12 protein-coding genes are annotated in these 14,507 nt (G+C 54.0%); 8 read left to right on the top strand and 4 right to left on the bottom strand.

The window, feature by feature from the left end; all coding sequences use genetic code 11:
- Nucleotides 1-4: 4 nt before the first annotated feature.
- Nucleotides 5-2,113, bottom strand: coding sequence for a bifunctional 23S rRNA (guanine(2069)-N(7))-methyltransferase RlmK/23S rRNA (guanine(2445)-N(2))-methyltransferase RlmL (gene rlmKL, locus JZ655_RS07315; RefSeq protein ID WP_207293409.1), 2,109 nt, complete (start codon nt 2,111-2,113; stop codon nt 5-7).
- A gap of 98 nt (nt 2,114-2,211) precedes the next feature.
- On the opposite strand from rlmKL, the gene JZ655_RS07310 reads away from it, so the two are divergent.
- Nucleotides 2,212-3,321 (top strand): YcbX family protein, encoded by a 1,110-nt coding sequence (locus tag JZ655_RS07310; RefSeq protein WP_207293408.1) that lies wholly within the window; start codon nt 2,212-2,214, stop codon nt 3,319-3,321.
- Here JZ655_RS07310 and zapC read toward each other — a convergent pair.
- Complete coding sequence (gene zapC, locus JZ655_RS07305; protein WP_040076298.1) at nt 3,318-3,860, bottom strand: cell division protein ZapC; 543 nt, start codon at nt 3,858-3,860, stop codon at nt 3,318-3,320. The genes JZ655_RS07310 and zapC overlap by 4 nt on opposite strands.
- Nucleotides 3,861-4,027: 167 nt before the next feature.
- Nucleotides 4,028-5,038 (bottom strand): quinone-dependent dihydroorotate dehydrogenase, encoded by a 1,011-nt coding sequence (pyrD, locus tag JZ655_RS07300; RefSeq protein ID WP_040076299.1) that lies wholly within the window; start codon nt 5,036-5,038, stop codon nt 4,028-4,030.
- Between the two features lie 248 nt (nt 5,039-5,286).
- On the opposite strand from pyrD, the gene ssuE reads away from it, so the two are divergent.
- From ssuE to ssuB, 5 genes are read left to right on the top strand one after another with little or no spacing between them, the layout of a single operon-like run.
- The gene (gene ssuE, locus JZ655_RS07295) at nt 5,287-5,862 is read left to right on the top strand and encodes an NADPH-dependent FMN reductase (protein WP_207293407.1); all 576 of its coding nucleotides are present in this window, start codon (nt 5,287-5,289) and stop codon (nt 5,860-5,862) included.
- Nucleotides 5,855-6,817 carry a sulfonate ABC transporter substrate-binding protein gene (locus JZ655_RS07290; RefSeq protein WP_207293406.1) on the top strand — a complete coding sequence of 321 codons (963 nt, stop codon included), beginning with the start codon at nt 5,855-5,857 and terminating at the stop codon, nt 6,815-6,817. Before ssuE ends, JZ655_RS07290 begins: the two co-directional genes overlap by 8 nt.
- Nucleotides 6,814-7,959 carry an FMNH2-dependent alkanesulfonate monooxygenase gene (ssuD, locus tag JZ655_RS07285; protein WP_207293405.1) on the top strand — a complete coding sequence of 382 codons (1,146 nt, stop codon included), beginning with the start codon at nt 6,814-6,816 and terminating at the stop codon, nt 7,957-7,959. The genes JZ655_RS07290 and ssuD overlap by 4 nt, the downstream gene beginning before the upstream one ends.
- A gap of 9 nt (nt 7,960-7,968) precedes the next feature.
- Complete coding sequence (gene ssuC, locus JZ655_RS07280; protein WP_040076304.1) at nt 7,969-8,760, top strand: aliphatic sulfonate ABC transporter permease SsuC; 792 nt, start codon at nt 7,969-7,971, stop codon at nt 8,758-8,760.
- Nucleotides 8,757-9,527: an aliphatic sulfonates ABC transporter ATP-binding protein gene (gene ssuB, locus JZ655_RS07275; protein WP_207293404.1), complete on the top strand. Its 771-nt coding sequence runs from the start codon at nt 8,757-8,759 to the stop codon at nt 9,525-9,527. The genes ssuC and ssuB overlap by 4 nt, the downstream gene beginning before the upstream one ends.
- A gap of 85 nt (nt 9,528-9,612) precedes the next feature.
- On the opposite strand, the gene pepN is transcribed toward ssuB, so the two are convergent.
- Complete coding sequence (gene pepN / locus JZ655_RS07270) at nt 9,613-12,225, bottom strand: aminopeptidase N (protein WP_207293403.1); 2,613 nt, start codon at nt 12,223-12,225, stop codon at nt 9,613-9,615.
- 425 nt (nt 12,226-12,650) lie between these two features.
- Between pepN and JZ655_RS07265 the strand changes: the two genes are divergently transcribed.
- Nucleotides 12,651-12,890, top strand: a complete 240-nt coding sequence (locus JZ655_RS07265; protein ID WP_207293402.1) for a DinI family protein — start codon at nt 12,651-12,653, stop codon at nt 12,888-12,890.
- 376 nt (nt 12,891-13,266) lie between these two features.
- Nucleotides 13,267-14,289, top strand: a complete 1,023-nt coding sequence (locus JZ655_RS07260) for a hypothetical protein (RefSeq protein ID WP_207293401.1) — start codon at nt 13,267-13,269, stop codon at nt 14,287-14,289.
- Nucleotides 14,290-14,507: the final 218 nt, after the last annotated feature.

The following is a 14,507-nucleotide window of genomic DNA, read 5'->3' as shown; positions in this document are numbered from 1 at the left end:
CCTTTCAGGCGGCGGTAATAAGCCAGCAGTTGTGGATCTGACGGTTACGGGCGAAGTCCTGAGAGATCGTCTTTTGACTAATCTCTTCAGCTTTCAGCCCCAGAGCGCTCAGGCCGTCGTGATCCATGCGGAAGCCGCGTTTGTTGTTCGAGAACATGATGGTGCCACCTTTGCGCAGCAGGCGCTTCAGGGCGGTCATCAGGCGCAGGTGGTCACGCTGGACGTCAAACGAGTCCTCCATACGCTTAGAGTTGGAGAACGTCGGTGGATCGATAAAGATCAGATCGAATTGTTCGTCGGTATCGCGCAGCCAGCCCAGTACATCGGCCTGCATCAGGCGATGCTGGCGGCCGGTCAGGCCATTCAGACGCAGGTTACGTTCAGCCCACTCCAGATAGGTGCGGGACATGTCCACCGTGGTGGTGCTACGCGCACCGCCCAGGCCGGCGTGTACGCTGGCGCTTCCGGTATAGGAGAAGAGATTAAGGAAGTCTTTTCCTTTGCTCATCTGGCCCAGCATCTTACGGGCGATGCGGTGATCGAGGAACAGGCCAGTGTCCAGATAGTCCGTAAGGTTGACCAGCAGGCGCGCGTTATATTCTCCCACTTCCAGGAAATCGCCCTTCTCGCCCATCTTCTGGTACTGATTTTTACCTTTCTGGCGTTCACGGGTTTTCAGCACCAGCTTATTCGGGGCAATACCCAGCACGCCGATGGTTGCCGCAATCACATCCAGCATACGCTGGCGGGCTTTCTGCGCGTCGATAGTTTTCGGTGGCGCATACTCTTGCACAATGACCCAGTCGGCGTAACGGTCTACGGCAACGTTGTATTCAGGCAGGTCGGCGTCGTACAGGCGATAGCACTCAATGCCCTCCTGCTTCGCCCACTTTTCATATTTCTTCAGGTTCTTGCGCAGACGGTTCGCGTAGTCTTCCGCCACGGTGGTCGGCTTGCTTTCGCCAGATTTCTCCGCGAGATGATAGTTTTTCTGCACGCAGTCCAGCGGGCCGTTTTTGGCTTTGAACTGGCGGTCGGCGCGCAGCTGCAGGCAGCTCAGTAGTTCCGGAGAGGCGCTAAACAGCGACAGATTCCAGCCGCCAAACTGATCTTTCATGATCCGGCCCAGCAGGCTGTGCAGAGCGATCAAAGCCGGCTCGCTGTCCAGACGCTCGCCGTAAGGCGGGTTGCTAATAACCGTGCCGTACGGCCCTTTCGGCAGTGGATTGCTCAGCTGCGCCACGTCTTTCACGTTGAAATCGATAAGCTCGCCAATGCCCGCCCGACGGGCGTTGCTGCGCGCGCGCTCAATGACGCGGGAGTCGCTGTCCGAGCCGTAGAAACGCGAACCGTAAGCCGCCAGCCCGGCACGGGCACGGGTCTGTGCCTCGGCCTTCACCTCTTTCCAGATGGCGTCATCGTGCTGCGCCCAGCCGCTGAACCCCCAGTTGCCACGGTGCAGACCCGGCGCACGATCGGTGGCATACATAGCGGCTTCAATCAGCAGAGTACCTGAACCACACATCGGATCGAGCAGCGGAGTGCCCGGTTGCCAGCCAGAACGCATGACAATCGCGGCGGCCAGGTTTTCTTTGATCGGCGCCGCACCGGCGCGATCGCGATATCCGCGCTGATGCAGACCTTCACCGCTCATGTCCAGTGAAAGGCTCGCCGTCTCTTTATTCAGCCACACGTTAATACGCAGATCGGGGTTTTCACGATCAACGTTCGGGCGCTCACGATTTTTACGGGTAAAACAGTCAACCACGGCGTCTTTCACACGCAGCGCGCCGTACTGGCTGTTGCGGATCTCATCATTCACGCCGTTGAAGTGCACCGCAAAGGTCGCCCCCGGCGCAAAGATCTCTGTCCAGTCGATCATCTGTACGCCGGTGTAGAGATCGAGATCGCTATAGACCTTAAACTCTTTCATCGGCAGCATGATGCGCGAGGCCAGGCGGCTCCACATCAGGCTCTGGTAAATAAGCCGTGTGTCGCCCTCAAAATGGACACCACCCTGAACCACCTGACACGCTGTCGCGCCCAGACTTTCCAGTTCAGTTTTTAACAGCTCTTCCAGCCCACGGGCCGTACTGGCAAACAGAGAATTCATATCGTCACTTTTACTCTTAGAAAATTGCTGCGCATTATAGCTAATATGCGCTCTATGTCATAAAGTTGAGGGCTTATTTTCATTTGCGGGAGATTGCCGTGCCTACGTTATCCAGGCTTTTTATCCATCCGGTCAAATCGATGCGTGGTATTGGGCTGACGCATGCACTGGCAGATGTCAGCGGTTTTGCCTTTGATCGTATTTTTATGCTCACCGAAACGGATGGTACTTTCATTACTGCGCGTCAGTTCCCGCAGATGGTACGCTTTATCCCTTCTCCGCTGCACGATGGTTTACACCTGACCGCGCCGGATGGCTCCAGCGCCGTGGTGCGTTTTAGCGATTTTGCCCCGGACAACGCACCGACGGAGGTATGGGGTAACCACTTCACCGCGCATATCGCGCCTGAGGCCATTAACCGCTGGCTGAGCGGCTTTTTCGCCCGTGACGTGCAGCTACGCTGGGTCGGACAAGCTCCTACGCGTCGCGTGAAGCGTCACGAGGGCGTTCCCCTCTCCTTTGCCGATGGCTACCCCTACCTGCTGGCCAACGAGGCCTCCCTGCGCGATCTGCAAAACCGCTGTAAGGCCAGCGTGCAGATGGAGCAGTTCCGCCCCAATATTGTGGTAACCGGCGCGCAGCCCTGGGAAGAGGACACCTGGAAAGTTATCCGCATTGGCAACGTCATTTTTGACGTGGCGAAGCCGTGCAGCCGCTGTATCTTCACCACCATCAGTCCGGAAAAAGGGCAGAAACATCCTGCGGGCGAGCCGCTGAAAACGCTGCAATCATTCCGTACGGCGCAAGATAACGGCGACGTGGATTTCGGTCAGAATCTGATAGCGCGCAATAGCGGCGTGATCCGCGTGGGCGATGAGGTTGAAATTCTCGCAACCGGGCCGGCGAAAATTTACGGCGCCGGCGCAACGGAAGAGGAGATCGAGGTAGAGAGCCAGCCGCAAAGCACCGTGACTATTCAATGGCAAGATAAAACCCTGAACGGCAATAATCAGCAGATTTTACTTGAGCAGCTTGAGCAGGCAGGTATTCGCGTACCCTATTCCTGCCGTGCGGGCATTTGTGGGAGCTGTCGTATTCGGTTGCTGGATGGGGAAGTGACCGCATTGAAGCAAGCCGCCATGGGTAATGACGGCACGATTTTGTGCTGCAGCTGCGTCCCAAAAACGTCGCTACAGCTGGCGCCTTAAACGGCCTGCTCCAGACTGAACGAATCCACCCGCATTTGCGGTTTGAGGCGGTCATTCATTACTTTTATTGCATCACCTAACTGCATTGTGCGCCCGGCAATCACCACACCGGGCTGCGCCAGCAGGCAGAGCGCGGCGTTTTCGCCAGACTCAACCACCAGCAAACTCACCTCTTCTGCCGTATCGCTCAAATGAACGCAGGCAGCATCCCCCATCGCCGGACTCCAGCGCTGACCATGGGCGAGGAAATGCCAGCTTTTAGGCATTTGAGGTTTGAGGAAGCGGATCGCCACCAGAGCATTAAGCACCAGTTCAGCACGCTGTTCTTTAGAGAGTTCCAGGTCGCGGCATTTCTCTTCAAAAGAGAAATAGAGCGCGGCATCATCCACGCAAAAACCGCTGGGGGCGAAGGCGTCTGGGGTTAACATCCGGCGGGCAAAACGAGAACGAAAAAGCATGCCATTGGCTAAATCCAGCATCATGCGATCATGCTCTTCACAATAATACCAGCGCCAGTTATCGTCAGGTTTAATTCGCATTTGCCTCTCCCGTCCCCGAAACGTCCTGTCGTAAGAAAGTCCTTATTACCGTCTCGTTTTTTTACTTCAATAATCAAAGACTATAATGTCTAAATAAGCAACAGTCCCGGAATATAAAACAACCAGAGCTGGAAATAAAGCCCTGGTCGTCATAATGAGAGAAAAGATTAGAGGTGATTAACGATTTCTTTTATCAGCGGCGGGCCTTTAAAAATAAAGCCAGAATAAATTTGCACCAGCGAAGCGCCGGCGGCCATTTTTTCGCGGGCCGCCATTATCGAGTCAATGCCACCCACGCCAATAATCGGCAGTTGACCTTTTAATTCCGCTGACAGGCGGCGAATAATTTCTGTACTTTTTAATTGCACCGGTCGGCCACTGAGTCCTCCCGCTTCGTTGCAATGCTTCATTCCCTGTACCAGGGATCGATCCAGTGTCGTATTGGTTGCAATAACGCCATCAATATTATGGCGAACTAAGCTGTCGGCAACCTGGATCAATTCTTCTTCAGAAAGATCCGGGGCGATCTTCACGGCGACCGGTACATATTTATGATGCCGGGACTGAAGATCATTCTGCTTATTTTTTATCGCAATTAATAAATCGTCGAGGGCATCGCCATATTGCAACGAGCGTAAGCCCGGGGTGTTCGGCGAAGAGATATTCACCGCAATATAACCCGCATAGGCATAGACTTTTTCCATACAAATCAGATAGTCATCTTTACCCTGCTCTACCGGCGTATCTTTATTTTTACCGATATTGATACCCAGCACGCCATCGAAATGGGCCTTTTTCACGTTCTCGACGAGGTGGTCCACACCGAGGTTGTTAAAGCCCATCCGGTTGATCAACCCTTCGGCCTCGACCAGGCGGAACAGACGCGGTTGCTCATTGCCCGGCTGCGGGCGTGGCGTGACGGTGCCGATCTCAATAGAGCCGAACCCCATCGCACCCAGCGCGTCGATGCACTCACCGTTTTTGTCGAGTCCTGCTGCGAGACCCAACGGATTTTTAAAGGTCAGCCCCATACACTGCACCGGTTTATCCATCACTTTCTGGCGCACTAGCGCTTCGAGCGGTGTTCCTGTGATACGGCGTAATTGCTGGAATGTAAATTCATGGGCGCGCTCTGGATCGAGCTGAAAAAGGGCTTTACGAACGAAGGGGTAGTACATGAACTCTCCTGGATTCCCGGTGTGCAAACCGGGGGCGTATTATCTGCGAATCTTGCCCGAAAGGGAATTGACCTGCGGCAAAAAAAGCGTGGAGCAACGCAATCGTTTACTTTCCCTCTCCTCCTTATTCGTTTTTTAGCATTTCACTTGCGTATAAATCATTTAGTGGAATAAGTGCGCAATGACACACTGCCTGTAAATGTTATCAATGTTAGATAAAAGCAAACAATTGGTTATAAGGAGCATGTATGCGCGTTATTACTCTGGCTGGAAGTCCGCGTTTTCCTTCACGCTCCAGCGCACTGCTGGAATATGCCCGCGAGAAACTTACCTCGCTGGAGGTCGAAGTATACCACTGGAATCTGCACAACTTTTCCCCAGAGGATCTGCTTTATGCCCGCTTCGATAGCCCGGCATTAAAGGCTTTTAGTGAGCAGTTGCAAGGCGCAGACGGCCTGATTGTGGCGACCCCGGTCTATAAAGCCTCGTTTTCCGGCGCGTTGAAAACGCTGCTTGATCTGCTTGCGGAACGCGCCCTTGAGGGCAAAGTGGTGCTACCTCTTGCCACAGGCGGCACGGTGGCGCACATGCTGGCGGTAGATTATGCCCTCAAACCGGTGCTTAGCGCCCTGAAAGCGCAGGAGATCCTGCACGGCGTATTTGCCGATGATTCGCAAGTCATTGACTATCAGCATAAACCGCATTTCTCCCCCAACCTGCAAATCCGGCTTGATAGCGCCCTTGAGACCTTCTGGCAGGCGCTGCATCGTCGTGACGTCCAGGTTCCTGCTTTTGGTCAGTTGAAAGGAGTCGCCCATGTTTAAAACCCTCGCCCGCCTGAGCCTGGCCGGTATCATCGCGATCGCCTCCTTTGCACAGGCCGCCGAACCCGCACCGGAAAATCTGCGGATTGGTTATCAGAAAGGTAGCGTCAGCATGGTGCTGGCTAAAAGCCATCAGTTACTGGAAAAACGCTACCCGAACACCCATTTTTCATGGGTCGAGTTTCCTGCGGGGCCACAAATGCTGGAAGCCTTAAATGTGGGCAGCATTGATTTGGGTAGCACCGGCGATATTCCCCCCATCTTTGCTCAGGCCGCCGGCGCAGACCTTGTGTATGTTGGCGTCGAGCCGCCAAAACCAAAAGCGGAAGTGATTCTGGTGCCGGAAAACAGCCCGATCAAAACCGTTGCCGATCTCAAAGGCCGCAAAGTGGCGTTCCAGAAAGGCTCCAGTTCACACAATCTGTTGTTACGAGCCCTTCAGCAGGCCGGTCTGACGTTTAAAGAGATACAGCCAGTTTATCTTTCCCCGGCCGATGCCCGCGCCGCGTTTCAGCAACATAATGTGGACGCCTGGGCTATCTGGGATCCCTACTACTCCGCAGCCTTGCTGCAGGGGGGAGTTAGAGTGCTGAAAGATGGGGAAACCCTGAAACAGACCGGCTCTTTCTATCTGGCAGCGCGTCCTTATGCGGAAAAGAACGGTGCCTTTATTCAGGGAGTGCTGGATACCTTCAGCGACGCAGATGCCCTGACCCAGAGCCAGCGGCAGGCCAGTATCGCTCTGCTGGCAAAGACTATGGGTCTTCCTGAGCCGGTCATTGCCAGCTATCTGGATCACCGCCCACCCACCGTCATTAAGCCGGTGGATACTCACACCGCGGCGTTGCAGCAGCAGACCGCCGACCTCTTCTACGAAAATCGACTGGTACCGAAAAAAATCGATATCCGTAACCGTATCTGGCAACCGACAGAGCATAAAGGAGCAAAATCATGAGTCTGAATCTGTTCTGGTTTTTACCTACCCACGGTGATGGTCACTATCTTGGCACCGAGTCCGGTGCACGCCCGGTGGATCAGGGCTATCTTCAGCAGATTGCCCAGGCGGCGGACCGGATTGGGTTTACCGGGGTGCTTATCCCGACCGGACGTTCCTGTGAAGATGCCTGGCTGGTCGCGGCTTCGATGATTCCGGTGACTCAGCGCTTAAAATTTCTGGTGGCATTGCGCCCGAGCGTCACCTCGCCAACGGTGGCAGCGCGTCAGGCCGCCACGCTGGACCGTTTATCCAATGGCCGCGCTCTGTTTAACCTGGTGACCGGGAGTGACCCACAGGAACTGGCTGGCGATGGCGTGTTTCTGGATCACGCCGAGCGTTACGAAGCCTCGGCTGAATTTACCCGCGTCTGGCGGCGTCTGCTGGAGGGGGAGACGGTTACCTTCGAGGGCAAACATATCCACGTCCGCGATGCGAAGCTCTACTTCCCGCCGGTGCAGCAGCCGCGCCCACCGCTCTATTTTGGCGGTTCATCAGATGTGGCCCAGGATCTTGCCGCTGAGCAGGTCGATCTCTATCTCACCTGGGGCGAGCCGCCGGAACTTGTGAAAGAAAAGATTGAACAGGTTCGCGCCAAAGCGGCGGCGCGCGGGCGCAACGTGCGTTTTGGTATCCGCCTGCACGTGATTGTGCGTGAAACGAACGAAGAAGCCTGGCAAGCCGCCGATCGCCTGATTGCCCATCTGGACGATGAAACCATTGCCAGAGCGCAGGCTGCTTTCGCCAGAACCGACTCCGTAGGACAGCATCGGATGGCCTCCCTCCACCAGGGTAAACGCGAAAATCTGGAGATTAGCCCTAACCTGTGGGCCGGGGTCGGCCTGGTGCGCGGGGGCGCCGGCACGGCGCTGGTGGGGGATGGTCCGACCGTGGCGGCGCGGATTAATGAGTATGCCGATCTGGGTATCGACAGTTTTATTCTCTCAGGTTATCCCCATCTGGAAGAGGCGTACAAAGTGGGTGAGCTTCTTTTCCCTCATCTGGATGTTGCTATCCCGGAGGTCCCACAGCCGCAGCGCCTGCAACTGCAGGGCGAGGCGGTCGCCAACGAATTTATTCCGCGTAACGTCGCGCAGAGCTGAGGAGGACGTATGGCGAAACCTTCCCCAACCTGGCTGCTGCGTATTGCGCCCTGGGTACTGCCTGTCAGTATCGTGGCTATCTGGCAACTGGCCTCGTCAGTGGGCTGGTTGTCGAGCCGGATACTTCCCTCTCCGGAAGGGGTGATAGAGGCTTTCTGGGCGCTAAGTTCAAGCGGCGAGCTGTGGCAGCATCTGGCGATCAGCTCCTGGCGGGCGTTGATTGGCTTCACAATCGGCGGGACGATCGGTCTGACGCTGGGGCTGATCAGCGGACTTTCCCGCTGGGGCGAGCGGCTACTGGACACCTCCATCCAGATGCTGCGAAACGTGCCGCATCTGGCGTTGATCCCGCTGGTGATTCTGTGGTTCGGCATTGATGAGAGTGCCAAGATTTTCCTGGTGGCCCTCGGCACCCTCTTCCCTATCTATATCAACACCTGGCACGGTATTCGTAACATTGATCGTGGGCTGGTCGAGATGGCACGCAGCTATGGCTTATCGGGCTTTGCCCTGTTTATCCATGTGATCCTCCCCGGCGCCCTGCCCTCGATTATGGTGGGGGTACGTTTTGCCCTCGGCCTGATGTGGTTAACGCTGATTGTGGCAGAGACCATTTCGGCCAACTCCGGTATCGGCTACCTCGCGATGAATGCCCGCGAGTTCCTGCAGACCGATGTCGTCGTGGTGGCGATTATTCTATACGCCCTGCTCGGCAAACTCGCCGACGTCAGCGCCCAGTGGCTGGAACGTATCTGGCTGCGCTGGAATCCGGCCTATGTCAAAAGTGAGGCACACGCATGAATACTGCACGCTTGAACCAGGGAACGCCGTTGCTGCTGAACGGCGTGACCAAACGCTACGGCGACAACACCATTCTGAACCAACTGGATCTGCATATCCCCGCCGGGCAGTTTGTAGCAGTGGTTGGCCGTAGCGGCGGTGGCAAGAGTACGCTGCTGCGCCTGCTCGCCGGGCTGGAGGCCCCCAATGGTGGTGAACTGCTGGCGGGCAATACGCCGCTGGCGGAGATTCAGGATGATACCCGGATGATGTTTCAGGACGCGCGCCTGCTGCCGTGGAAAACGGTTATCGATAACGTGGGTCTGGGGCTGAAGGGTCACTGGCGGGAGGCGGCAAGCCAGGCGCTGGCCGCCGTGGGTCTGCAGGATCGCGCGAGCGAATGGCCTGCAGCGTTGTCCGGGGGACAGAAACAGCGCGTCGCTTTAGCCCGGGCGCTGATTCACCGCCCGGGTTTGCTGCTGCTGGATGAACCGCTTGGCGCACTCGATGCTCTGACGCGGATAGATATGCAGGGCTTGATTGAGTCCCTCTGGCAGGAACACGGGTTTACGGTATTGCTGGTAACCCATGATGTGAGCGAAGCCGTGGCGATGGCCGATCGCGTGCTGTTAATAGAAGAGGGGAAAATTGGTCTGGATCTGAACGTGGATATCCCGCGTCCGCGGCGCGTCGGGTCGACGAGGCTGGCGGAACTGGAAGCAGAGGTGCTGGATCGGGTGATGAAGCGTGGGGTAAGTGAGCGGGCATTGTTTAAGGTTAATGCCTGATGCCCTCACCCCGGCCCTCTCCCACGTGGAGAGGGAGAAAATAAGAAACGGCAACCAGGGTTGCCGTTTCGCTATTACCTGCTTATCAGGCCAGTGCTTTGGTGATCTTCTCGTACAGATCGCCAGAAAGGTTCTCCAGCCCTTTCAACTGCTCGAGCGCCGCACGCATCTTCGCCTGACGCTTCTCGTCGTAACGCTTCAGTCGAATCAGTGGCTCAATCAGACGCGACGCCACCTGCGGGTTGCGGCTATTCAGCTCCGTCAACATCTCGACCATAAACTGATACCCGCTGCCGTCTTCGGCATGGAAAGCCGCCGGGTTGCTGCTGGCAAAGGCGCCAATCAGTGAACGTACGCGGTTCGGGTTGCTCATGGTAAATGAACGGTGCTTCAGAAGACGGCGAACAGTATTCAGCACGTCTGCCGCCGGGCTGGTGGATTGCAGAATGAACCACTTATCCATTACCAGGCCGTCCTGATGCCACTTGTCGTCATACGCCTGCATCAGCGCGTCGCGGCACGGCAGCTCAGCGGCCACCGCAGCGGCCAGGGCAGCCAGCGCGTCGGTCATATTATCCGCGTCGTGATACTGCTTGCTTACCAGCGTATCAGCCAGTTCGGTTTCGCCGAAGGCCAGGTAGCGAAGACAGGTATTACGCAGTGAACGTTTGCCGATATCAGCATGTTCGACACGGTATTCGTCGAGCTTATGCGCGTTGTACAGCGCCAGGAACTCATCGGCCAGTTCGGTCGCCAGGGTGCGGGTCAGCGCTTCGCGTACCGCCACAATGGCGATCGGATCGATGATCTCAAACAGCTCAGCAATTTCACTGGTGGAAGGCAGGGTCAGGATCTCTGCCGCCAGCGCCGGGTCGATGTTCTCGTCCAGCAGAATGGCGCGGAAAGCGTCAGCCACGTGGACCGGCACCGACAGCGGCTGTCCTTGCTGATGGCGGTTTACGTTCAGCTTAATGTAGGTCGCCAGCAGGCTCTGGGCCGCATCCCAGCGGGAGAAGTCGTTGCGCGCGTGACGCATCAGGAAGGTGAGCTGTTGATCGCTCCACTTATATTCGAGCTTAACGGGTGCAGAGAACTCGCACAACAACGCCGGCACCGGCTGGAAATAGACGTTATCGAATACAAATGTCTGCTCCGCCTGGGTAACGTTGAGCACATTGTGCACCGGGTGACCCCCTTTTTGCAGCGGGATCACGTTTCCTTCGTTGTCATACAACTCGATGGCAAAAGGAATGTGCAGCGGGTGCTTCTCTTCCTGCTCGGCCGTTGGCGGCGTACGCTGGCTGATGGTCAGAGAGTACTGCTCGGTTTCAGGATTGTAATCATCTTTTACGGTAACAATCGGCGTACCGGCCTGGCTGTACCAGCGGCGGAAGTGCGAAAGATCAACGTTGGAAGCATCTTCCATCGCCTGCACAAAGTCATCGCAGGTGGCGGCGCTGCCGTCATGACGCTCGAAGTAGAGCTGCATCCCTTTCTGGAAGTTCTCTTCCCCTAACAGGGTGTGGATCATACGGATGATTTCAGAACCCTTTTCATACACCGTCAGGGTGTAGAAGTTATTCATCTCAATCACTTTGTCCGGGCGAATCGGGTGGGCCATCGGGCTGGCATCTTCAGCAAACTGCAGACCGCGCATGGTGCGCACGTTGCTGATGCGATTAACCGCACGCGAACCCAGATCCGAGCTGAACTCCTGATCGCGGAAGACGGTTAAGCCCTCTTTCAGGCTCAGCTGGAACCAGTCGCGGCAGGTCACGCGGTTACCGGTCCAGTTGTGGAAGTATTCATGGCCAATCACGCGCTCGATATCCAGGTAATCTTTATCGGTCGCGGTATCGGTACGGGCCAGCACATATTTGGAGTTAAAGACGTTAAGGCCTTTGTTCTCCATCGCCCCCATGTTGAAGAAGTCGACGGCGACGATCATGTAGATGTCGAGATCATATTCGAGGCCAAAGCGCTCCTCGTCCCACTTCATGGAGTTGATGAGCGACGTCATCGCCCATGGCGCGCGGTCGAGGTTGCCACGGTCAACGAACAGCTCCAGCGCCACGTCGCGTCCGGAGCGGGTTTTGAAGGTGTCGCGCAGCACATCGAAGTCGCCTGCCACCAGCGCAAACAGGTAGCAAGGTTTCGGGAATGGATCTTGCCACTGCACCCAGTGACGCCCGTTTTCCAGCTCGCCTTCGCCCACACGGTTACCGTTGGAGAGCAGGAATGGATAGCGAGTTTTATCGGCCATGATTTTGGTGGTGAAGCGCGCCAGAACGTCCGGGCGATCCAGATACCAGGTAATATGGCGGAAACCTTCGGCTTCACACTGCGTACAGAGTGCTTCACCTGATTGGTACAGCCCTTCCAGCGCGGTGTTGGCTGCCGGGCTAATTTCGGTCACGATGCGCAGGGTAAAACGCTCCGGCAGGTTATCAATAACCAGCTGGCCGTTCTCTTCTTTATAGTCTGTCCAGGCCTGGTCGTTTACCGCGATGGATACGAGCGTCAGGTCTTCACCATCGAGGCGCAGGGGAACAGCCGTCGCGCTCTGGCGCGTCACCTGGCTTACGGCCGTAACAAGAGTTTTTGTGGCATCCAGGTCAAAAGTCAGATCAATATCGCTAATCAGGTATTCAGGCGCACGATAGTCGTGGCGGTATTTGGCTTGTGGCTGTTGTGTCATAGAAAACCTTTTGCATCGTTTGTCGAATAACGAATCCAGTCTATTCCTGTTGTGTAGATCGCGCTACGCAGAATGTTCATCTTTTCAGTTACAAACACCCTTTTTGCTACATTTGTATAATATGAGCACATAAAATTTAATATCGGTAAAGATCGTCCAGGAGCGCATAAAACAAGGGATGAGCGATATCGGTAGATGGACAAGTTAACGAACTTAAACGTACTTTAGTAACCGGTTTTGCCCCACCCATGCCCCAAGGCCTTTTTATTCCCGCGCCGCGCCCCATCGGGCTTACAGCCCACTTCCATCAAAAAATACCACCCCAAAAACCTTAAAGAGGAAATGAGAGCACTCCATGTGGCTTGACAGGGTTAACGGCCAAGGTAAAGATACTGTATATACAAACAGTATTCTAAGAGGCTGATATGTTCGTTGAACTGATTTATGACAAGCGGAATGTTGAGGGTCTGAATGGTGCCCGGGAGATCATCCTGGCCGAACTTACGAAAAGAGTTCACCGAATTTTCCCCGACGCTGAGGTTAAGGTGAAGCCGATGCAGGCGAACGCTCTGAATAGCGATGCCAGCAAAAGCGACCGGGAAAAACTGAACCGCATGCTGGAGGAAATGTTTGAAGAGGCGGATATGTGGTTAGTATCAGACTAATCATTCAAAACACTGAGAAAAACACCAGGTTATAACATCTGATATTTTCAACTAAAATCCAAATCATCCGGAATGCAATGGCCTTTTCTTAACGCCCTTTTGATAGCTATGCATACAAAGGCTGCTCAGTGACGGAATATAAACAGGGTCAGCTATACATCATGGGCAAAGCGCTTATTCACGAATCGATAGCTTACAACAAACTGTAGCAGTGGCCGGAAGAGACTTTTGGTTAGAGACGAATCTGCGCCTGATTTAGTGATCTTGAAGGAAGTCTAGAAAGTATTTTACTTCATTTGCCGAAGGCACATTCAGCGCTTATCCGACACAAGATTGGAGCTGTTAGCTTTTACCAAGGGTATGATCTAAGGAAAAAATGGACAATCAAATCGAGATTTCAAACCTAAGCGACATTGAATTTTTGCTCAATCGCCTTAGAAAGGGTGAAGAAATTGCGGTAGAAAATCTAAGGATAAACTTAGTAAATGTCGTAAATTTCAAGATTTATGGAGATCCTGAGCGCTATAATGGAACCATTCCAGCATCGCTAGCACAAGGGATGTGCGAGTTTCAGACAGAACTCTATAAGGCGTATACGCTTGTTAAACACGGAACTGACAACCTTAAGCACCTCACAAAGAAGGATCGTGAAGAGCTTGAGATAATCTTTAAGGTCGAGCCTGGATGTACTGACCTTATCGTGGCTGTCAAGGATGTTATAGATTCTTTTGGCATTGCATTTGAGAGATCAACCCAAGGTATGACCGGAACAGAAAAGGCAATTTGCTTAGTCCTCATATCTCTACTCCTTACCGGGGCGTGGCTTGTAAAGTCGCATCTCAAAAACAAGCATGAAAAAGGGATGAAGCAACTGGAGCTTGACTCAGCCAAAGATGATAACAATTCTGAAAATGAGAGGATGAGAATCCTTAAGGATGGGATTGTTGAAGCTCTTAGTGCGTCGAGTGCTACACCTGCAGCAAGAGATGTTTCTGAAGGTATACAAAACCATGCAGCTAACGCTGTTGTCGGTGTGTTAAAAGGGGTTTCTGACGCCGATAGGGTTGAATTCAATGGCCTTGCTAAAATTGAGTTAGACCAGAAAGATATTAAAGAGATGATTCAGAACCCGCGAGAAAAAATGACAAACTGCGAACTTACCGTAGAGGTTGAGATCGAGGGTATTAAGAAAACCCCAGAAAAGCTTACTGTTACATGCAGAAGGGTTGGTGAGGACTATTCTTTCCCTGCTTATGTCTTGACTGAATTCTTTGATAAAGAAGAGACTGATTTACTGTACGATGCGATGAAAGAATCCGATACGACAAATCTTTTCGGAGACTACAAAATTCGAAGCGGCATAATAGAACTTGCTATGATATCAAGAATCTCAAGATGATTTACTCTAGCCCGGCCACCGCGCCGGGTTTTTATTGCTCTAAAGTCTCAGCCATACGTGCCGATAACACTCCCTATGAAATAGAATAAAATTAAAATATAGCTATACTGCTTCCCGCTCCCGTGCGGGATTTTTTAATTTTATTTGTCATTTGGGGCCTGATAGGCCTTTATCATGTCATTGCTCAGGTGTTCACGTTATATCTTTCGCTCAATCAG

The sequence above is a fragment of the Leclercia pneumoniae genome, from assembly GCF_017348915.1.
Classification (GTDB): Bacteria; Pseudomonadota; Gammaproteobacteria; order Enterobacterales; family Enterobacteriaceae; genus Enterobacter; species Enterobacter pneumoniae.
This window is presented reverse-complemented; position numbering and strand designations above follow the sequence as displayed.

Excerpts from the sequence above, each read along its gene's own strand:
- rlmKL (WP_207293409.1), bottom strand. The coding sequence starts at position 2,113 with ATGAATTCTCTGTTTGCCAGTACGGCCCGTGGGCTGGAAGAGCTGTTA.
- zapC (WP_040076298.1), bottom strand. The coding sequence starts at position 3,860 with ATGCGAATTAAACCTGACGATAACTGGCGCTGGTATTATTGTGAAGAG.
- pyrD (WP_040076299.1), bottom strand. The coding sequence starts at position 5,038 with ATGTACTACCCCTTCGTTCGTAAAGCCCTTTTTCAGCTCGATCCAGAG.
- ssuE (WP_207293407.1), top strand. The coding sequence starts at position 5,287 with ATGCGCGTTATTACTCTGGCTGGAAGTCCGCGTTTTCCTTCACGCTCC.
- JZ655_RS07290 (WP_207293406.1), top strand. The coding sequence starts at position 5,855 with ATGTTTAAAACCCTCGCCCGCCTGAGCCTGGCCGGTATCATCGCGATC.
- ssuD (WP_207293405.1), top strand. The coding sequence starts at position 6,814 with ATGAGTCTGAATCTGTTCTGGTTTTTACCTACCCACGGTGATGGTCAC.
- ssuC (WP_040076304.1), top strand. The coding sequence starts at position 7,969 with ATGGCGAAACCTTCCCCAACCTGGCTGCTGCGTATTGCGCCCTGGGTA.
- ssuB (WP_207293404.1), top strand. The coding sequence starts at position 8,757 with ATGAATACTGCACGCTTGAACCAGGGAACGCCGTTGCTGCTGAACGGC.
- pepN (WP_207293403.1), bottom strand. The coding sequence starts at position 12,225 with ATGACACAACAGCCACAAGCCAAATACCGCCACGACTATCGTGCGCCT.
- JZ655_RS07265 (WP_207293402.1), top strand. The coding sequence starts at position 12,651 with ATGTTCGTTGAACTGATTTATGACAAGCGGAATGTTGAGGGTCTGAAT.
- JZ655_RS07260 (WP_207293401.1), top strand. The coding sequence starts at position 13,267 with ATGGACAATCAAATCGAGATTTCAAACCTAAGCGACATTGAATTTTTG.